The organism is Novosphingobium sp. 1529 (genome assembly GCF_040544855.1).
GTDB lineage: Bacteria > Pseudomonadota > Alphaproteobacteria > Sphingomonadales > Sphingomonadaceae > Novosphingobium > Novosphingobium capsulatum.
Map to the genome: position 1 here is coordinate 43,812 of NZ_JBEPKW010000011.1, position 18,205 is coordinate 62,016.

The 18,205-nt window shown below is 65.0% G+C and carries 15 protein-coding genes and 1 tRNA gene; 6 read left to right on the forward strand and 10 right to left on the reverse strand.

Translation table 11 applies throughout. The features are described 5' to 3' along the window. Nucleotides 1-38: 38 nt before the first annotated feature. The 6 genes from ABIC78_RS17435 to ABIC78_RS17460 form a co-directional block, all read right to left on the reverse strand. Complete coding sequence (locus ABIC78_RS17435) at nucleotides 39-806, reverse strand: helix-turn-helix transcriptional regulator (protein ID WP_028657915.1); 768 nt, start codon at nucleotides 804-806, stop codon at nucleotides 39-41. An 825-nt stretch (nucleotides 807-1,631) separates the two neighbouring features. After that, nucleotides 1,632-3,053, reverse strand: a complete 1,422-nt coding sequence (locus tag ABIC78_RS17440) for an exopolysaccharide biosynthesis polyprenyl glycosylphosphotransferase (protein WP_022676526.1) — start codon at nucleotides 3,051-3,053, stop codon at nucleotides 1,632-1,634. 219 nt (nucleotides 3,054-3,272) lie between these two features. Next, a complete protein-coding gene (gene holA / locus ABIC78_RS17445) occupies nucleotides 3,273-4,295 on the reverse strand; it encodes a DNA polymerase III subunit delta (protein ID WP_171795496.1) in 1,023 nt (340 codons plus the stop codon). Between the two features lie 10 nt (nucleotides 4,296-4,305). Continuing rightward, entirely contained in the window at nucleotides 4,306-4,842 is a 537-nt protein-coding gene (gene lptE / locus ABIC78_RS17450) for an LPS assembly lipoprotein LptE (protein ID WP_354491042.1), read from the reverse strand. A gap of 19 nt (nucleotides 4,843-4,861) precedes the next feature. Further along, on the reverse strand, nucleotides 4,862-7,402 hold the full coding sequence (leuS, locus tag ABIC78_RS17455; RefSeq protein ID WP_171795497.1) for a leucine--tRNA ligase: 2,541 nt from the start codon (nucleotides 7,400-7,402) through the stop codon (nucleotides 4,862-4,864). An 89-nt stretch (nucleotides 7,403-7,491) separates the two neighbouring features. Continuing rightward, nucleotides 7,492-7,908: a DUF3576 domain-containing protein gene (locus ABIC78_RS17460; RefSeq protein WP_369801301.1), complete on the reverse strand. Its 417-nt coding sequence runs from the start codon at nucleotides 7,906-7,908 to the stop codon at nucleotides 7,492-7,494. A gap of 713 nt (nucleotides 7,909-8,621) precedes the next feature. On the opposite strand from ABIC78_RS17460, the gene ABIC78_RS17465 reads away from it, so the two are divergent. The 3 genes from ABIC78_RS17465 to ABIC78_RS17475 all read left to right on the forward strand — a co-directional run bounded on the left by ABIC78_RS17465 (nucleotide 8,622) and on the right by ABIC78_RS17475 (nucleotide 10,727). Further along, nucleotides 8,622-9,416, forward strand: a complete 795-nt coding sequence (locus ABIC78_RS17465; protein ID WP_231627743.1) for a hypothetical protein — start codon at nucleotides 8,622-8,624, stop codon at nucleotides 9,414-9,416. Between the two features lie 296 nt (nucleotides 9,417-9,712). After that, nucleotides 9,713-10,435 (forward strand): acetoacetyl-CoA reductase, encoded by a 723-nt coding sequence (gene phbB, locus ABIC78_RS17470; RefSeq protein WP_022676532.1) that lies wholly within the window; start codon nucleotides 9,713-9,715, stop codon nucleotides 10,433-10,435. 43 nt (nucleotides 10,436-10,478) lie between these two features. After that, nucleotides 10,479-10,727 carry a ribbon-helix-helix domain-containing protein gene (locus ABIC78_RS17475; protein WP_028657920.1) on the forward strand — a complete coding sequence of 83 codons (249 nt, stop codon included), beginning with the start codon at nucleotides 10,479-10,481 and terminating at the stop codon, nucleotides 10,725-10,727. Between the two features lie 27 nt (nucleotides 10,728-10,754). Here ABIC78_RS17475 and galE read toward each other — a convergent pair whose 3' ends face one another. From galE to ABIC78_RS17490, 3 genes are all read right to left on the reverse strand, one after another. After that, nucleotides 10,755-11,768 carry a UDP-glucose 4-epimerase GalE gene (galE, locus tag ABIC78_RS17480; RefSeq protein WP_054132278.1) on the reverse strand — a complete coding sequence of 338 codons (1,014 nt, stop codon included), beginning with the start codon at nucleotides 11,766-11,768 and terminating at the stop codon, nucleotides 10,755-10,757. An 83-nt stretch (nucleotides 11,769-11,851) separates the two neighbouring features. Further along, on the reverse strand, nucleotides 11,852-13,084 hold the full coding sequence (locus ABIC78_RS17485; protein ID WP_168352602.1) for a dihydroorotase: 1,233 nt from the start codon (nucleotides 13,082-13,084) through the stop codon (nucleotides 11,852-11,854). Continuing rightward, entirely contained in the window at nucleotides 13,081-14,124 is a 1,044-nt protein-coding gene (locus ABIC78_RS17490; protein ID WP_022676536.1) for an aspartate carbamoyltransferase catalytic subunit, read from the reverse strand. Before ABIC78_RS17490 ends, ABIC78_RS17485 begins: the two co-directional genes overlap by 4 nt. A gap of 84 nt (nucleotides 14,125-14,208) precedes the next feature. Between ABIC78_RS17490 and sppA the strand changes: the two genes are divergently transcribed. Then, nucleotides 14,209-16,098, forward strand: a complete 1,890-nt coding sequence (sppA, locus tag ABIC78_RS17495) for a signal peptide peptidase SppA (protein WP_022676537.1) — start codon at nucleotides 14,209-14,211, stop codon at nucleotides 16,096-16,098. Between the two features lie 19 nt (nucleotides 16,099-16,117). Here sppA and ABIC78_RS17500 read toward each other — a convergent pair whose 3' ends face one another. After that, nucleotides 16,118-16,285, reverse strand: coding sequence for a hypothetical protein (locus tag ABIC78_RS17500; RefSeq protein WP_022676538.1), 168 nt, complete (start codon nucleotides 16,283-16,285; stop codon nucleotides 16,118-16,120). A 190-nt stretch (nucleotides 16,286-16,475) separates the two neighbouring features. Between ABIC78_RS17500 and ABIC78_RS17505 the strand changes: the two genes are divergently transcribed. Together ABIC78_RS17505 and tig are read left to right on the forward strand one after the other, a co-directional pair. Further along, nucleotides 16,476-16,560 (forward strand) — tRNA-Leu (locus ABIC78_RS17505). A 71-nt stretch (nucleotides 16,561-16,631) separates the two neighbouring features. Continuing rightward, a complete protein-coding gene (gene tig, locus ABIC78_RS17510; RefSeq protein ID WP_171795498.1) occupies nucleotides 16,632-18,194 on the forward strand; it encodes a trigger factor in 1,563 nt (520 codons plus the stop codon). The last annotated feature ends 11 nt before the right edge of the window (nucleotides 18,195-18,205 follow it).

The following is an 18,205-nucleotide window of genomic DNA, read 5'->3' on the forward strand; positions in this document are numbered from 1 at the left end:
CATACCAAGGAATGGGGATGCTGCAGCCGGTTCTTCGGTCAGCCCGATCGTTGACCCGCACGCCACCACCACGGGAAAATGTCCTGGTAGCCGATGAAGCCACAGAGCAGGGCGAAGGTCGTCAGCTCATGGCGCGAATGCAGGGCACTGCGTTCGCGCGCCATCTTGAGATGCTGGATGACCGTTTCCTCGCTGATCCCGAGAATGATGCTGGTTTCGTAGGCTGTCTTGCCGCGCGCTGCCCACAGCACGCACTCGCGCTGGCGATCGGTGAACTGGACCTGCGGCGGCGTGGTTGGTCCGACGGTCAGGCGGCGTGCCGCGGCGAGGGCGATCGCGCCGATCAGTTCGGCAACCATCAGCATGCCCTGTGGCAAGCTTCGTTCGGCACGCATGACGAAACTGCAGGAGCCGCTCGATTCGCCAGGAAGATGCCTGCCAATAGTATAGCCATCGGCAAGACCGACCTCACGGCCAATGTCCAGCATCTGGCGATCGCCTTTGGTCATGGGGATGAGACGGGACAAGTCTCGCCAGGCAAAACCGGTCAGGCTCTTGTCGCACGCCCGCCTGACAGGATCCCGGCCGGCAAGGTCGAACGCCACATAGACCTTCGCCCAGGCGTCGGGATAGTCGTGCAGAAGCACACCATCGGGCGATGCGCCGTGATGATGCAAATCGAAATTGAGCGCAAAATGGTCGAAGCCCATGCGTCTGCTGGCGCGCTGCAGAGCCCTATGCAAGTTCGACAGATCAAACGCTTGGGCGATGTCGTGTGACAATTCCTCGGTGAGATACAAAGGCATGGCAAGGCCGTGCGATGGCACGGATCGGCTACCCAAGCTCCAATCGTGATCGCCTTAAGGTGGGTGTCGTCGGCTAAGTTCCACACTGCCACGGCGCCCAGTTGAGCTATATGTCGTTCCGCCTTCAATTTGGCGTCTTACGGTGGGCGAACACTTTGGCGCAGCACTGGGGTGGTCCTTCGAAATATGCAGACGTGCGCGTATCATTATGTCGTACAAACGAAGGCTTGCAATGGCAGGATATCTTGAAGCGGCTGGTTGTTGTTCGACGACGGCCCTTGCCGCCATTCAATTTTCCTTCTGACTCACCGCCCCACCTTACAGTCAGATTCAGGATGGTACGTTGGGCGCACCGCTTTCGGTAATTTTGACGCTCCAGCTGCCGATCGCAGCTGCGTCGCGCGCGCCCCCGCTCCCGCTATGACTCGCGGGTAAGCCTGAACAGCCCATCGTACAAGGCGTGCAAAAACCTGCCACCCACTGGACACAGAACCACGTCCGCGTTGTTCAGACCGAGAAAGTGCGGCGCCAGCAACCCGTCGCGGAAGCCCTCGTTGAAGCAAGTAGGATGTTGTCTCGATGCCCCGGCGCGTCATCAATTCGCTCGGCTAATCGAGCGTCACAGCGTTGCAAAGGAGGCTCGAACCGCCGACGCTCGGTTAGACTGGAATTTGATAGCCCGGTGGCTCAGTGCACAACGGCAGAGGCGGTCATAACGTCGGGGCTCAGCATTATTGTTGGTCCATCCCACTGACTAAAGCCGGCGCAGGCCATTAAGCTAGCCTGACGGCAAGGCCCCATTTGGTTTCCGGTCAGGTTGCGAGGCTAAAAGGCCCGGTCGTGTACGAGCACGGTGAACGTGGCGAACATGATCTGCACGTCGCGCCAGATAGTCCAGCCGTCCAAGTATTCGAGATCAGCCTGGAGGCGGCCAGACAGGTCCGCCTCTGTATCGGTAGCGCCGCGGAAGCCGCGAACCTGAGCCAGCCCGGTCAGGCCTGGCTTGAGCGAATGGCGCTGATTGTAGCGCGGATCGACTTCCCAGAAGCGCTTGGTCCCAGCAAGCGAACCCAAGGCATGCGGGCGTGGGCCCACAATGCTCATGTCGCCGCGCAATACGTTGAGCAACTGGGGTAATTCATCGATACTGGTGCGGCGGATCAGGCGGCCGATGCGGGTGATACGGTCGTCATCCTTACTGGCTGAGCGGGCACCAGCTGAATCAAGCTGCGCCACGCGCATAGAGCGGAACTTGTAGATCCAGAACAGCCGGTTATTGCGACCCTGGCGCTGTTGCTTGAAGAAGACCGGGCCGCGATCTTCCAGATAGATCAGTAAGGCAATGGTCAGCAGCAGGGGCGTTAAGAACAAGACGGCCGGTCCGGCAATAGCCAGATCCATCGCACGTTTGGCTGCGCGACCGCGCATGCCCAGCGGCCCTGCCGATACTACTAGAGAGCCAGTGTCATCAACGCGGCGTGCACCGAGTACGCCCATGGCCACTACCGTTTCGTCGATTAGCTCACCGGTAATGTTGGCGCCCTTGAGCACCATGGCCCATTCCATCTGCCGTTCTGGCGGGCAGCTCACCAGCACGCGGTCCATATTGGTCATGAACATGGCCAGACGATCGAGCATGTGCGGATCGTTGCGATTAGGAACTAAGCGGTGCTGGCGAGCGTCAACATGCCACGCATGAGGAACGCGGACGGGCAATCCACCATCATCGAGAATGAGGACGTTTTGCGCAGTGGGCCCGCACATCTTGCGAATGAGCGGTTGCATCGCAGTGCGTCCCAGGATGAGCGCGAATGCGCAGGCGAGAAAACTGATGCCGGTGGATACGCGAGAGATCTGATCGGAGACCTTGGCGAAAAAGGCAATGAAGATCAGCATTGTAAACGCTGCAAGCAGCGAGAAAAACGCACGGTGACGGCTGAAGCGCGACGAGGTAAGTGCGGACAGCGAATAAGCGTCGAAAGCCAACCCCGCGATAGCATAGAAAGGCAACAAAAGGCCAAGTTGCCGCACTTCGAAGGCCGGCGTCATGCCATATTTTGCTTCGCTGGCGCCCAGCATCGCGGCCACGATCATCAGCGCGTCGAGCAGGATGAGCATCAAATAGCACTGTAGGCGCCGATGCTCGAGTGAGGCAGCAAGCGGCAGCTTGATGCGTGCCGGATTGGTAGAACGCTGCTCGCTATAACTGGCTTGCGCCGTCTGGGCCGGGAGATCTAGCGTGGTCATTGCCGGTCTCACTGTCCTTTGATGCCGCTGCCGCCATGAAGCAGCCGTCGTTTATGGGCGCAGGTAAGGCCATTACGCCCTAACCGGCCGAATCGTGGCCGACACTGCGTCCGAAAAGGTCTTTGTTGCGCTGCAATATCTACAGGCTTACCCCACAATGGCAAGTATTTATGCTTAGCACGGTTCTCCAGCGGCACCTATAGCGACGATCCGACCAGTTCAGCGCGCTGCAGCCCGCGCAATTTCCGCCAGGGCCTGCCAAAGCGCCAGATCCGCGTTGCGACTGTCAGCTAGAAGGCTGCGATGCAAGGAAATCAGCCGTTCCAGCAGGCGTTCCAGGCGGCGCCCCCGCCAGCGCTTGAGCTGATTTGCCAGATCGGGTTTGTCCCGAAAGAAAACTCGCCGCGCGGCCATTTCCTGTTCCAGGAAACTATTGATATCGCTGCAGCTTCCCATGCGCCCGCAAAGTTGCGCCAGTTGTGCGGCCCGTCGTTCGAACGCAAGCAGCAAACCGACGGGGTTAATTCCCATTTCCCGCGCGCGCGCCAGTTCGGAGCCGACTCGACGGCTGTCGCCAGACAGCACCGCATTGACCACCGGCATCATGCCATCGTCTTCGGTCGATGCGCCGATGGCATCAAGCGCGGCGGCGTCGGCCGTGCGCGGCGATTGCGGGCTGGCATCGAGATAGAGCGCCAGCTTTTCCACCTCGCTGCGCGCCATCCGGGTATCGAGCGCGGTGGCGCGGGCGATGCGCTCGGCGAGGTCTCCGGTCATGCGCAAGCCGGCCGCGCCGGCCATGTCGCGCACGGCATCGACGACCGAACGCAGATCGGGCGGATGGAACATGCCGACCAGGGTATCACCGCGATCGCCCAGCAACTTGGCTACGCGTGACTTGTCGGTGGCCGCGCTGGCAACGATCAGCACCGGCCAGCCGTCTACCGGGCTAGCCAGCAGGGTTTCGACGGCATCGAACACTTCATCGCCGGCGGTGCGCACGTGGATCTGGCGGCGGTCACCAAACAGGGAAACCGAGCGCGCTTCGTCGGCCAGGCGTACAGGATCGCGGCGCAGTTCCGCCCCGGCCAGTTCCACCCGCTCCGCCTCGCCCAGGAGGCCGGCGATGCGAGCGGCGGCATCGGCTGCCCCGGCTTCGTCGGGGCCGCAGAAATAGAAGATCCGGCAATCCTGCGCGGCGCGGGCAGCCGCGCCGGCAAAGGTCTTTTGCGTAACCTTCACGGCGATCGGCCTATTGGCCGGGGGCAGGAGAGGGCGAAGGCGCGGGGGCGGCAGGCACGGCGACAGGCGCAGTGCCCTGGGTCTTTTCGCGCAGCCGGGTGGCGACGCGGGTGATGATCTGGTCGGCAATCTCGCGCGAGAGGTTTTCCTGCGCGGTCTGTTCTGCCGCGATCACGGAATACTCGCTCGATACCACGTCAAGCCCGGCGTCGGCCGATGCCGTGGCATCGAGCACGACTGCCCCGTTGCCCAGATCGACCAGCTGATAGCGCGCACGCATGGTGCGCCGTTCGCGCGTGATGGTGTCGTCCGACAGCTGGCCCAAGCCCTGAAGCTTTTCGTCAAGGCGCACGTCGAGGCGGTACTGCGGCTGCTTGCCCCCGCTGCCCAGCCGGTCGGTGAGGGCGTGGCGCACCAGCCAGCCAGACTTGCCGGCGATCGGTGCCACGTCCACCGCAGACACCGCCCGCGCCACGGCGCCCGATCCGCCGCCGGCATACATCGGCTGCAACCCGCAGCCGGCCAGCGGCAGGCAGAACAAGGCCATACAGAGCGTGATGCGGGACTTAGACAACAAGGTTCACCAATCGATCGGGCACCACGATCACCTTCTTCACAGCTGCCCCGTCGAGTGCACGCTGCACCTTGTCGGATGCCAGCGCAAGGGCTTCCAGTTCCTCGCGCGCGGTGCCCTTGGCGACGGTTAGCGTATCACGCAGCTTGCCCTTGACCTGAACGGCGACGGTCACTTCGTCGTCGACCAGCAGGGCCGGATCGACCGTCGGCCAGGCGGCGTCGGCCACCAGGCCGCTGCCGTGCGTGGCAAAGGCTTCTTCGGCCAGATGCGGCATCATCGGCGCCACGAGCAGCAGCAGCGTGCGGATCGCCTGGGTGCGGCTGGCCGAGGGCGCAGCTTTTTCGGTGGCGCCGGTCAGCTCATAGATGCGCGCAACGGCCTTGTTGAAGCCGAGTGCCTCGATATCCAGCGCGACGGCATGCACCGTCTGGTGGACCTTGCGATCGAGCGCCTTGTCCTCGCCCGTGGCGCTGGCATCGGCCTGGGCAAACAGGCGCCACAACCGCTGCACGAAGCGCGCGCAGCCCTCGATTCCGGCTTCCGACCAAGGCAGGTCACGCTCGGGCGGGCTGTCTGACAGCATGAACCAGCGGATCGCGTCGGCGCCATAGCGGGCCACGATATCGTCGGGGTCCACCACGTTCTTCTTGGACTTCGACATCTTGATGACGCGGCCGATTTCCACCGGCTGGCCATCGGCCTTGAGCGTTGCCCCGTCGCCGGTGCGCTCCACCTCGCCCGGTGCGTGCCAGATCGGCTGGCCATTGGCGGGATCGACGCGCGAATAGGTCTCGTGCGTGACCATGCCCTGGGTGAACAGGCTGCCGAACGGCTCGGTCACTTCGATCTTGCCGATGCGGGCGAGGGCGCGCGTCCAGAACCGGGCATAGAGCAGGTGCAGAATCGCATGCTCGATGCCGCCGATATATTGTTCCACCGGCAGCCACTGCTTGATCACGTCGGGATCGAACGGGCGATCGGCCGGCTGGCTGGCAAAGCGCAGGAAATACCACGAGCTGTCGACGAAGGTGTCGAGCGTGTCGGTCTCGCGCCGCGCCGCGTGGCCGCACTGCGGGCAGGGCACATGCTTCCAGGTGGGATGGCGGTCGAGCGGATTGCCCGGCACCGAGAAATCCACGTCGTCGGGCAGGGTCACCGGCAACTGCTTCTTGGGCACCGGCACCACGCCGCACACTTCGCAGTGCACGAAGGGGATCGGCGTGCCCCAATAGCGCTGGCGGCTCACGCCCCAATCACGCAGGCGCCATACGGTCTGGCCCTGGCCCCAGCCTTCGCCCTGGGCGCGGTCGATCACGGCCTTCTTGGCCTGCGCCACGCTCATCCCGTCGAGGAACTGCGAGTTGACCAGCACGCCATCGCCGGCCTCGGCTTCGGCGCCAAACGGCTTGTCGGCGTCGGCGGGATCGGTGGCGACCACGCGCAGGATCGGCAGGCCATACTTGGTGGCGAAATCGAAGTCGCGCTGGTCGTGTCCGGGCACGGCCATGATCGCGCCGGTGCCATAATCCATCAGCACGAAGTTGGCGATGTAGACCGGCAGCGCCGCCCCGGTGAGCGGATGGCGCGCGGTGATGCCGGTGTCAAAGCCCAGCTTTTCCGCCGTTTCCAGCTCGGCCGCAGTGGTGCCGCCCTGCTTGCACAGGGCGATGAAATCCTGCGCAGCAGGATTGCCGGCGGCCACGCCCTGCGCCACCGGATGATCGGCGGCCACGGCGACGAAGCTGGCGCCAAAGATCGTGTCGGGGCGGGTGGTATAGACCTCCAGGCTGTCCCCGTTCGACAGGTCGAACGCGAATTGCAGGCCCTGGCTCTTGCCGATCCAGTTTTCCTGCATCAGCCGCACCTTTTCCGGCCACTTGTCGAGGGTGGACAGCCCCTCGAGCAGTTCGTCGGCGAAGTCCGTAATCTTCAGGAACCACTGGTTCAGCTTGCGCTTTTCGACCAGCGCGCCGCTGCGCCAGCCGCGCCCGTCGATCACCTGCTCGTTGGCGAGCACGGTGTGGTCGATCGGGTCCCAGTTGACCGCCGATTCCTTGCGATAGACCAGGCCTGCCGCATAGAGATCGAGGAACAGGGCCTGTTCATGCCCGTAATATTCCGGCTCGCACGTGGCGATTTCGCGGCTCCAGTCGAGCGCAAAGCCCAGGCGCTTCAATTGCGCCTTCATGTTGGCGATGTTTTCGCGCGTCCAGCCGCCCGGATGCACGCCCTTTTCCATGGCGGCGTTTTCCGCCGGCATGCCGAACGCGTCCCAGCCCATGGGATGCAAGACTTCGTGCCCGATCATGCGCTTGTAGCGCGCCAGCACGTCACCCATGGTATAGTTGCGCACGTGGCCGATGTGGATGCGCCCCGACGGATAGGGGAACATCTCGAGCACATAGCTGCGCGGCTTCGCGCTCGTATCGTCGGCGCGGAAGGACTGGGCATCGTCCCACGCCTTCTGCCAGCGCAGATCGGCGGTTGCGGAATCGAAACGGGTGGGTTCTGAAGACGGGGCGGAAGTCATGGCGCGCTCTTTAGGAAGCGGCACGCCTTATCGCAAGCGCGTGCCGCTGCCGGGCGTGCCACCGTTTCGGTCGATACGGGTGGGGTCGGTCAGTTGATGCCCGAAGGCAGCGCCTGGCGGCGCAGGTCGCGCGCCTTGGTCAGGATGACGTCTTCCAGCTTCTGGACGGTGGCGGCCTGGACCGGCGCATCGACCCACACACCGTTCTGGGAGACCTGGCGGCTCGCTGCGACGCGCAGAGCGTCGGCGCGCAGATCCTGGTCGAGGATCGACACGGTCACCTTGATGCGTTCGCCCGGGTTGCGCGGGCTGGTGTACCAGTCGGTGACGATCACGCCGCCGTTGCTGTCGGTCTGCAGCAGCGGCATGAACGACAGCGAATCGAGGGTGGCGCGCCACAGGTAGGCATTCACGCCGATCGTGGTCACTTTGCTCGACGCCATGTCAGTGCGCATGCGCTCGAGCTTGCCGAGCTTCTTGTGGCCATGGCTTGCGCAGCCGGCAATCGCCACGGCCAGGATGCCGACGGCAAGCGCGCGGCCGATCGTCCGGCTGGCGCCACGGATCTGGCCGGCGGCATCAGCCGGTGCAGTGTCAGAGGCCGCGGTGGTGTTGTGGCGGGCGATGGCGCTGATCGTCACGTCAATCCTGTCCTGTCTGGCGCAGCGGCGGTCATCCCCGCGGCGATGATAAAACCGTGCTGGCGCACGGCAGAGAAAAATTTTCCGTGGCCTCGCACGGTTGCTTTGGCCACGCCTCTATCACCCTGGTACGCTGCCCGGCAAGCCGCGTTGCCAGGACACGCGCATTGTTTCATCTGAGCTGGCAAATCCCCGGCGTACAAGGGCGTGGAGCACTGACGGTTGAAGCGGTTGCGGCGGTGAACGCGTGGTGAATGACCGGGCAACCAAAACCGATTGCAGCAAGCGTGGGTGGATGCACTTTGGCCCGCAATCCGTGGTGTTTGGGCAGGTGGTCCGGCATTGGTGTCACCACTTGGCCACAGCGCGGGAAATCCTTGGCGGTTCCGACGTTTCCAATCTGGAAATCACCGGGGCGAAGGAGTACATCGAAGTGGAGTGTCATGCCTTCGTCATGTTAGCGTCGTTTTACCGGCCACATCGATCGCATGATGCATAATGTGATTCGCAACGACCAAAGACAGGAAGCAGGCAGGAACATGAGCGGCAGGGGCAGCAAAAAGGCGAACGCGCAGGGCTTGCGCCGTTCCGTGCTGCCGCGCGCGCTGCGGGCGCCGCTGCTCGCCGCCACCTGCATTGCCGCTGGCCTGGTCATCGCCCCCACGGTCAGCAGTGCCGTCACCGGCTCGTTCAAGCCGCTTGCCCAGGTCAGCCTGGCGGCGCGCGGCGGCATCGGTTCGTTCACCCCGGCTTCGGGCGATCCCAAGCTGGCTGCCGCGATCACCGTGCGTGGCCTTGGCAACAGCCATATGTTCCGCTTCACCCCGGCCGGCGCAGATTCGCGTGCGGACCGCGCCATCACCGTGGCGGTGCGGGTCAACCCGGAAGTTGCCCGGGCGATCTCGGTGCGTGGCGTGCTCGGCAACATTGGCGGCGCTGCCGGCAACGGCACCCCGCTGCGCATCGTGCCCAATGCCTTCAACCTGGGCATGGCGCGCGGCTACCAAAGCTTTGCCGTGACCAGCGGTCTTGGCACCGGCGACGGCTTCGACCGTGATACGCAGCGCCTCGACATGCCCGATCTCAATCACTTTGCCGTGGCCACGCCGTCGGCCGCTGCCACCACGGGCAGCACTGGCCGTCTCGCGCCGCGCATCGCGCTGGACGAGAAGGAGCGCGCCGGCCGCGCCCCGCGCACGCTGGAAACCCAGGGCGATTACCAGGTCGATTTCGGCGGCAGCTATCGCCTGACCCGCAATCTCGATGTGACTGCGGGTGTTCGCTACTCCTCGGACCGCGATCGCCTGCATCCGCTGACCGATGCGCGCCAGGACAGCCAAGCGGTTTACCTCGGAACGCAGTTCCGCTTCTGATCGCCGCATTGCCCCCGCGATCTTCTCCATTTCGGTGGAACAACAGGCTCGCTTCGGCGGGCCTTTTTGTTGCAAGCTGGGCCAGCACCATCCTGCGCGTGGCCGCGGTCCGCATGGGGCGAGCAGGCGCATTTGCTGCGTTTGCCGGCCGCAGCATCACTGCCTCAATCCTGCGCCATTGCTTATCGATATTCGTCGAAGAAATTTATCGGTTTGGACGCAAGCCGGCTTGTCGCGCGGGTGTCATCACCCTAGCCTAGCCGCTCTCCAAGCTGGTGAAGTACGGGAGTACAAGAATGACGCGAGTGGCCATCGTAACGGGCGGAACCCGGGGTATCGGCGAAGCGATCTGCCTTGCCTTGCAGGAACAGGGACGAACCGTCGTTGCGAATTATGCGGGCAACGAGGAAAAGGCCAAGGCCTTTACCGAACGGACCGGAATCAAGGCCTACCGTTGGGACGTGGGCGATCACGAAGCGACGATGGAAGGCTGCGCCCGCGTGGCGGCCGAAGTGGGCGCGATCGACATCGTGGTCAACAACGCCGGCATCACCCGCGATGGCGTGCTGCACAAGATGAGCTTCGATGACTGGAACGAGGTCATGCGCATCAACCTGGGCGGTTGCTTCAACATGGCCAAGGCCACGTTCCAGGGCATGCGCGATCGTGGTTGGGGCCGTATCGTCAACATCGGCTCGATCAATGGCCAGGCCGGCCAGTATGGCCAGGTCAACTATGCCGCAGCCAAATCCGGCATTCATGGCTTTACCAAGGCCCTGGCCCAGGAAGGCGCCAAGTATGGTGTGACGGTTAATGCCATCGCGCCGGGCTATATCGATACCGACATGGTCGCGGCGGTGCCGCCCGCTGTGCTGGAAAAGATCGTTGCCCGCATTCCCACCGGCCGCCTTGGCCAGGCCAGCGAAATTGCGCGTGGCGTTGCCTTCCTGACTTCGGAAGAGGGCGGCTTCGTTACCGGATCGACGATGTCGATCAATGGTGGCCAGCACATGTACTGATGTTTGGCGGGCGGCACCGCGCGTGCCGCCCGTCACCTGCGGCATGACCAGTCCCTATCATCCCCCGGTCAAGCGCTCGGTCGAAATCGCCGGGCACAAGACCTCGATCAGCCTGGAACCGCTGTTCTGGGATTGGCTGCGCCGCGCGGCAGAGGCTGAAGGCCTGCCGCTCAATGCGCTGGTCGCGCGAATCGATGCCGAACGCATCGCCAGCCCGACGCCGCCCGGCCTCGCCGGGGCGATTCGCCTGTGGCTGGCGGCGCAAGCCGTGGCAGCTGCGCGCAGCGATTGAGCGCGCGCAGCTTCACTACGTTTCCGGTCAGCCGGCCGAGTTTTCGCCGCGAATCTCGGTCAGCTTGCGTTCCCAGGCAATGGCATGGGCAATGATGGTGTCGAGATCGGCATAACGCGGCACCCAGGGCAGCGTCGCCTTGATGCGGCTGTTGTCGGAAATCAGCGAGTCGGGATCGCCGGCGCGGCGGCCCTGCAGCACGCGGTTGATCTTGCGGTTGGTCACCCGGTCCACCGCGTCGAGCACCTCCAGCACCGAGAAGCCCCGGCCATAGCCGCAGTTCATGGTAAGCGAGCGGGCCGGATCGGCGATCAGCGCATCGAGCGCCAGGACATGCGCATTGGCAAGGTCGGAGACGTGGATGTAATCGCGCACGCCGGTGCCATCGGGCGTGGCAAAGTCGGTGCCGAATACGCCAACGCTCTCACGCTTGCCCAGGGCCGCTTCCACCGCCACCTTGATGAGATGCGTGGCCCCGGCGGTCGACTGGCCGGTGCGCGCCTGCGGATCGGCGCCGGCAACGTTGAAATAGCGCAGCACGCAGAAGTTGAGCGGATGCGCGCGCGCCGTGTCGGCCAGCATGATCTCGCTCATCAGCTTGGACATGCCATAGGGATTGATCGGCTGCTTGGCGCTGTCCTCGGTCACCGGCGACACTTCGGGCACGCCATAGGTGGCGGCGGTGGAGGAGAAGATGAAATGCTTCACGCCGCCGGTCACCGCCGCCTCGATCAGGCTGCGGGTCTTGGCCGTGTTGTTGTGGTAGTACTTGAGCGGATCGCTGACGGATTCCGGCACGATGATCGAGCCGGCAAAGTGCATGATCGCGCCGATGTTCTGTTCGGCGATGATGCGGGCCAGCAGGTCCTGATCGGCAATGTCGCCCTGGTAGAACGCCACGCCATCGGGAATGGCAAAGCGAAATCCGGTTACCAGATTGTCGATCACCGTAACCGGCCAGCCGGCATCCTTGAGGGCCAGCACGGCGTGGCTGCCGATATAGCCTGCACCGCCGGTAACAAGGACTGGAACTTTCGACATGATGCGAACCTTTTCTGGCGCTGCAGCCCCGCTGCCGAGGCCATGAAAGAGGAATATGCAAAAGTTGTGGGCGTGCGGCCGCCCTAATCGATCCGGGCGCCGCCTTTCCACAGCGCCAGCACGCGCCCTTCGACCGGGCGGCGGTCGAACGGGGTGTTGCCAGCACTTGCGGCCATCTTGTCGGAATTGACCACCCAGGGCCGGGTGGGATGGATCACCGCCAGATCGGCCTCTGCGCCCACCGCCAGGCGCCCGGCGTTGACGCCGAGCAGCGCGGCGGGATTGCCGGCCAGCAGGGCAAAGGCGCGGGCCATGTCGATCACGCCGTCGCGCACCAGGGTCAGCGTCAGCGGCAGCAGGGTTTCTGCGCCTGCCATGCCCGGCTCGGCATCGGTAAAGGGCAGGCGCTTGTCTTCCGGCCCGCGCGGGTCGTGGCCCGAGGCGATCACGTCGATCGTGCCATCGCCGATGGCCGCGATCACGGCCTTGCGATCGGCATCGGCACGCAGCGGTGGAGAAAAACGGCAAAACGTGCGGAAATCGACCAGTTCGAGGTCCGACAACATGAAGTGGGCCGGGGTAACGCCCGCCGTCACCTGCACGCCGCGCAGCTTGGCGGCGCGCACCAGATCGAGCGCCTTGGCGGTGGTCACCTGGCGGATGTGCAGGCGCGCGCCGGTCATTTCGGCCAGCGCGATATCGCGCGCCACAGCCAGGCTTTCCGCCTCGGCCGGGGCAGAGGGCAGGCCCAGCCGCGTCGCCACTTCGCCGGCGGTGGCCACGGCATGGCCGGTGATGCCATCGTCCTCGGCATGGGTCACCACGACAAGGTCGAGCATCGCGCAGTAGGACAGGAGCCGCAGCATCACGCCCGAATCGGCGATCCAGCGGCGACCGGTGCTGACCGCGCGCGCCCCGGCATCACGCATCAGCGCCAGTTCGGCAAGTTCGGCACCTTCAAGCCCGCGGGTCGCGGCGGCGAGGGGGTGGACCCAGAAATCGGGCTTGCCCGATTGCGCGGCAAACCGCACCCGCGCCGGGTGATCGAGCGGCGGGCCCTGATCCGGCATCAGCGCGGCGCGGGTAATTCCGCCAAAATGAAACGCCGGCTTGTCGATCGCGAACACGCCCAGATCGACCAGGCCCGGCGCAACCAGCGCGCCGCGCGCATCGAACACGGCATCGCCATCCTGGGCCACGGCCTCGGCACCGAGCGCCACGATGCGCCCGCCCTGGCAGCGCAGGTCGGCGGCCACCGGCTCTCCGGTGGGCAGGACCAGGCGCCCATTGGTGATGACAAGCGATTGCGGCGTCATGCGTTTTCTCCGCCCAGCGGTTCCCAGCCGGGCAATTGCCGGGCGCGCCGTGTGAGCACTTCCAGACAGGCCATGCGGATCGCCACGCCGCTTTCCACCTGGCGGGTGATCAGGCTGCGTTCGACATGATCGGCCACCTGGCTGTCGATTTCGATCCCCCGGTTCATCGGTCCGGGATGCATGACCAGCGCGCCCGCCTCGGCCTGGGCCAGGCGATCGAGCGACAGACCATAGAGGTGGCGATATTCGCGCGGGGAGGGGATGAACTGGCCCTGCATGCGCTCCATCTGCAGGCGCAGCATCATCACCACTTGCGCGCCTTTGAGCGCAGCGTCGAAATCGTGGAATACCTTGACGCCCATCACCTCGATTTCGGCCGGCATCAGCGCGGGCGGGGCGCAAACGCTGACCTCGCAACCCAGCGCGGTCAGCGAGAGGATGTTGGACCGCGCCACCCGGCTGTGCAGGATATCGCCGCAGATCGTCACGCGCAGACCGTTGAGATCGCTGCCTTTGGGCAGGCCCAGCGCATGGCGGATGGTCAGCGCATCGAGCAGCGCCTGTGTAGGATGCTCGTGCTGGCCATCACCCGCATTGAGCACCGGGCAATCGACCTTTTCGGCAATCAGCCGCACCGCGCCCGAGCTGGCATGTCGGATGACGATGGCGTCTGCCCGCATGGCGTTGAGCGTCATCGCCGTGTCGATCAGCGTTTCGCCCTTCTTCACGCTGGACGTGGCCGCGTGCATGTTGACCACGTCGGCGCCCAGCCGCTTGCCGGCGATTTCGAACGACAGCAGCGTGCGCGTGCTGTTTTCGAAAAAGGCGTTGATGATGGTCAGGCCCGAAAGCAGGTCGGCCCGCTTTTGCGACTGCCGGTTGAGTTCCACCCACTGCTCCGCCTCGTCCAGCAGGTAGAGGATCTCGTGCCGGGCAAGCTGGCCGATTCCGGTCAGATCGCGGTGGGGAAAGGCAAGGCCGCCCGCAGGATAGCTGCGCGCCGGGCTGGCTGACGAGGGGGATTGGCTCGATGGGTGCATCGAAGACCACGCCCTAGACCTGCGCGGCCTTCCCGACAAGTGTTTCGACTGGCGCGGGCCGCGCCGGCTGGCTAGATATCCCCCATGAAATTTGCCCGCTCGGTCTGGAAAGTCCTCGTCGCGATCAAGGATGGCCTTGTCCTCCTGTTCCTCCTGCTGTTCTTCTGGGCGCTCTATGCCGCGCTGACGCTGCGGCCCACGCCCGGCCAGGTCCGCGATGGCGCCCTGACCATCACGCTGGACGGCAGCGTGGTGGAAGAACGCAGCGCGCTGGCACCGGCGCAGCTGCTGCTGTCGGGAGAGGCGCCCGCCCACGAATTCCAGGCTCGCGACGTGGCCCGCGCAATCGAGACGGCGGCCGATGACAGCCGCATCAAGGCCGTGGTGATCGATCTGGAGCAGTTCACCGGCGGCCGTCAGGTGCACATGAGCCGAATCGGCGCGGCGATGGACAAGGTGCGCGCCGCGCATAAGCCGGTGCTGGTGCGCGCGCTGCTCTATACCGACGATGCGGTGCAGCTGGCGGCCCACGCCAGCGAGGCATGGGTCGATCCGATCGGCGGGGCAGTGGTCACCGGGCCAGGCGGTTCGCAACTCTATTACAAGGCCTTGATGGACCGCTTCAAGGTCAAGGCGCACATCTTCAAGGTGGGCACCTACAAGTCTGCGGTGGAACCCTATGCCCGCAGCGATGCCTCACCCGAGGCCAAGGAGAACCTCTCCGCGATCTATGGCGCGCTGTGGTCGGCTTGGAAGGCGGAAGTGACCAAGGCGCGGCCCAAGGCCAATATCGACTTGGTCACGCGTGATCCGGCGCAATGGCTGGCGCAGAGCGGTGGCGACATGGCCCAGGCCGCGGTCAAGGCCGGGCTGGTCGACAAGGTGGGTGACAAGATCGCCTTCGGCAAGCGCGTGGGCGACCTGGTCGGCCATGATCCGGCGGCGGGCGAGGGCGGCTACAAGGGCTCTACCCTGGCGCAATATCTCGCCGACAAGCCCGCCCCGACGACTGGCAAGGCGATTGCCGTGGTCACCGTGGCCGGCACGATCGTCGATGGCGATGCCGGGCCGGGCTCGGCTGGCGGCACGCGCATTGCCAACCTGATCGACCAGGCCGTGGCCAGCGGCAACTACGCCGCGCTGGTGGTGCGGGTGGATTCGCCCGGCGGCTCGGTCACGGCAGCAGAGCGCATCCGTGCGGCGATTGCCCGGGCCCGCGCCAAGGGGCTGCCGGTCGCGGTCTCGATGGCCAACCTTGCGGCAAGCGGGGGCTATTGGGTCTCCACCCCGGCGCAGCGGGTGTTTGCCGAACCGGCGACGATCACTGGTTCGATCGGCGTATTTGCCGTTATCCCGAGCTTTGAGGACACGCTGGCGAGCTATGGCGTGACCGCGGACGGTGTGCGCACCACGCCGCTCTCGGGCCAGCCCGATGTGGTTGGCGGCCTCAGCCCGCAGTTCGAGGCGCTCTCGCAGGCTTCGGTAGAAAGCTATTACGCGCGGTTCCTGCGCCTGGTGGCCGATGCCCGGCACAAGAGCCCGCAGGACATCGACAAGATCGCGCAGGGCCGGGTGTGGGATGGTGGCACCGCGCGCCAGATCGGCCTGGTCGATCAATTCGGTGAACTGGAAGATGCCGTGGCCTGGGCGGCCAAGGCCGCCAAGGCGGAAAGCTGGCACGCCGAATTTTTGGGCAGCAATCCCGGGGGCTGGCAAGGCTTCCTGTCGGGCCTGATGGGCGATGATGGCAGCACCGATAGCCGCGCGGCGGGCGATGTCACCGGGCTGCTCGCCCAGCGGCAGCAGGCACTGGGTTGGCGCGTGCTGGCCGATCTGGGCCGGCTCAACAGCACCGCAGGTGCGCAAGTCTATTGCCTGGAATGCGGCGGCACCGCGGCCATGGCGCCGCCGCCCGCAGCCCAGGGCCTGGTGGCGCAGGCGTCATGGCTGGCCTTGCTGGGCAAGCTGCTCTGAACGCCTGCTGGAAAGCCGGTCAGTCGGGCGCGGGGAATTCGTCCGGGCTGATCGGGTCGATCCGGTCGGGTGTTACCGGCGGGGTTTCGCTGGGCGCCGGTTCGGGGGTTTCCTGCGGGGTGATCGCCGGCGGAACGTCGGGCGGCGATTGCGGGTCGATGCGATCGGGCGGGGGTGTGCTGGCCATGGCAGATGCTCCTTGCGACCGGTCTGTTTTGCCGGACCTTTGCCACGCGAAAATCGCGCGGGCATGAACGGGCAACCGCGCGCCAGGGTGCTTGTTCCCCGCGTGGGCGCGCTTGTTCCAGGGGGAAAGCGCGCCGGGCTTGTGCTTTTCACCCGGCTGCGATAGGGGCACCGCTCGCTTTTTGCCGGATGCGGGCGTGGCGGAACTGGTAGACGCGCTGGATTTAGGTTCCAGTATCGCAAGATGTGGGGGTTCGAGTCCCTTCGCCCGCACCAGGGTTCACCCCCCGGCTTTGCACGGATTTTGAGGCGCCTGTCACGGCGTCAGTCGAGAAAGTTGGATCAGGATGCAGATCGTCGAAACCAGCAACGAGGGCCTGAAGCGCGCCTACGTCGTGACCATTCCGGCGGCGGACATTGCCGCGCGCGTGGAAGGTGAAATCAAGAAGATCGCCCCCCAGGTGCGCATGCCGGGCTTCCGCCCGGGCAAGGTGCCGGCCAACCTGGTCAAGAAGATGCACGGCCCGGCCCTGCACCAGGAAGCCCTGCAGACCACGATTCGCGAAGCGATGGACAAGCTGGTGGCCGACCACCAGCTGCGTCCCGCGATGCAGCCGGACGTGTCGCTGGGCGAAGGCTATGAAGAAGGCCAGGACGCAAAGCTGACCGTCAGCCTCGAAGTGCTGCCCAAGGTCGAAGCGCCCGCGCTCGATGGGCTCAAGCTCGACAAGCTGGTCGTGCCCGTGACCGAAGACCAGGTGGACGAAGCGGTGAACCGCATCGCCGCCGGCCAGAAGAAGTTCAGCGACGCTGCCGAAGGCGCGGAAGCCAAGGACGGCGACCAGCTGATCATCGACTTCCTCGGCAAGCTGGACGGCGAACCCTTCGAAGGTGGCGCGGCTGAAGACCAGGCGCTGGAAATCGGCGCTGGCCGCTTCATCCCCGGTTTCGAGGAACAGCTCGTTGGCGCCAAGGCCGGCGACGAAAAGGTCATTACCGTGACCTTCCCCGAGGACTATCCCGCCGCCAACCTGGCCGGCAAGGAAACCACCTTTGACATCACGGTCAAGGCGGTGAAGAATCCGGGTGAATTCGTTGCTGACGACGATTTCGCCAAGGCGCTGGGCCTGGAAAGCCTGGAACAGCTGCGTGGCCTGCTCAAGGGCCAGCTGGAGCAGGAAACTGCCGGCCTGACCCGCACCCAGATGAAGCGCGCCCTGCTCGACCAGCTGGCTGCCGGCCATGACTTCGACGTGCCGCCCTCGATGGTGGAAGCCGAATTCGAGCAGATCTGGCAGCAGCTGACCCAGGAAGCGCAGAACGAGGAAAACCCCGAGGAAGCGCTCAAGGAAATCGAAGCCGAGAAGGACGATTACCGCAAGATCGCCGAGCGTCGCGTGCGTCTGGGCCTGCTCCTGTCGGAAATCGGCCAGGCCAACGGTGTGGTGGTCACTGCGCAGGAAATGGAAATGCTGATCCGCCAGGCGGCCCAGCAGTACCGCGAACAGGATCGTCAGCGCTTCATCGACTATGTGCGCTCCGAGCCCCTGGCCGCTGCCCAGCTGCGCGCCCCGCTCTATGAAGACAAGGTCGTCGACTTCCTGTTCGACAAGGCCGAAGTCAGCGAGCGCGAAGTGACCCGCGAAGAGCTCCAGGCCGCGATTGAAGCCGAGGAAGGCGCCGCTGCCGCTCCGGCCGAAGCCAAGCCCGCCAAGAAGAAGGCGGCCAAGAAGGCCGAAGCCGAAACCGAAGCGGCTGGCGAAGCCGAAGAGGCCAAGCCCGCCAAGAAGGCTCCGGCCAAGAAGAAGGCTGCGGCCGACGCCGAGGCGGAACCCGCCGCTGAAGGCGAAGCCAAGCCCGCCAAGAAGAAGGCCGCCAAGAAGGCGACCGCCGAAGGCGAAGACGCCTGATCCAGCGCCAC

What these genes read in the sequence shown, in the direction of transcription:
- phbB (WP_022676532.1), top strand. Translation starts at nt 9,713, where the DNA reads ATGACGCGAGTGGCCATCGTAACGGGCGGAACCCGGGGTATCGGCGAA.
- sppA (WP_022676537.1), top strand. Translation starts at nt 14,209, where the DNA reads ATGAAATTTGCCCGCTCGGTCTGGAAAGTCCTCGTCGCGATCAAGGAT.
- ABIC78_RS17500 (WP_022676538.1), bottom strand. Translation starts at nt 16,285, where the DNA reads ATGGCCAGCACACCCCCGCCCGATCGCATCGACCCGCAATCGCCGCCC.
- leuS (WP_171795497.1), bottom strand. Translation starts at nt 7,402, where the DNA reads ATGACTTCCGCCCCGTCTTCAGAACCCACCCGTTTCGATTCCGCAACC.
- ABIC78_RS17475 (WP_028657920.1), top strand. Translation starts at nt 10,479, where the DNA reads ATGACCAGTCCCTATCATCCCCCGGTCAAGCGCTCGGTCGAAATCGCC.
- ABIC78_RS17485 (WP_168352602.1), bottom strand. Translation starts at nt 13,084, where the DNA reads ATGACGCCGCAATCGCTTGTCATCACCAATGGGCGCCTGGTCCTGCCC.
- tig (WP_171795498.1), top strand. Translation starts at nt 16,632, where the DNA reads ATGCAGATCGTCGAAACCAGCAACGAGGGCCTGAAGCGCGCCTACGTC.
- ABIC78_RS17435 (WP_028657915.1), bottom strand. Translation starts at nt 806, where the DNA reads ATGCCTTTGTATCTCACCGAGGAATTGTCACACGACATCGCCCAAGCG.
- lptE (WP_354491042.1), bottom strand. Translation starts at nt 4,842, where the DNA reads ATGGCCTTGTTCTGCCTGCCGCTGGCCGGCTGCGGGTTGCAGCCGATG.
- ABIC78_RS17490 (WP_022676536.1), bottom strand. Translation starts at nt 14,124, where the DNA reads ATGCACCCATCGAGCCAATCCCCCTCGTCAGCCAGCCCGGCGCGCAGC.
- ABIC78_RS17440 (WP_022676526.1), bottom strand. Translation starts at nt 3,053, where the DNA reads ATGACCACGCTAGATCTCCCGGCCCAGACGGCGCAAGCCAGTTATAGC.
- galE (WP_054132278.1), bottom strand. Translation starts at nt 11,768, where the DNA reads ATGTCGAAAGTTCCAGTCCTTGTTACCGGCGGTGCAGGCTATATCGGC.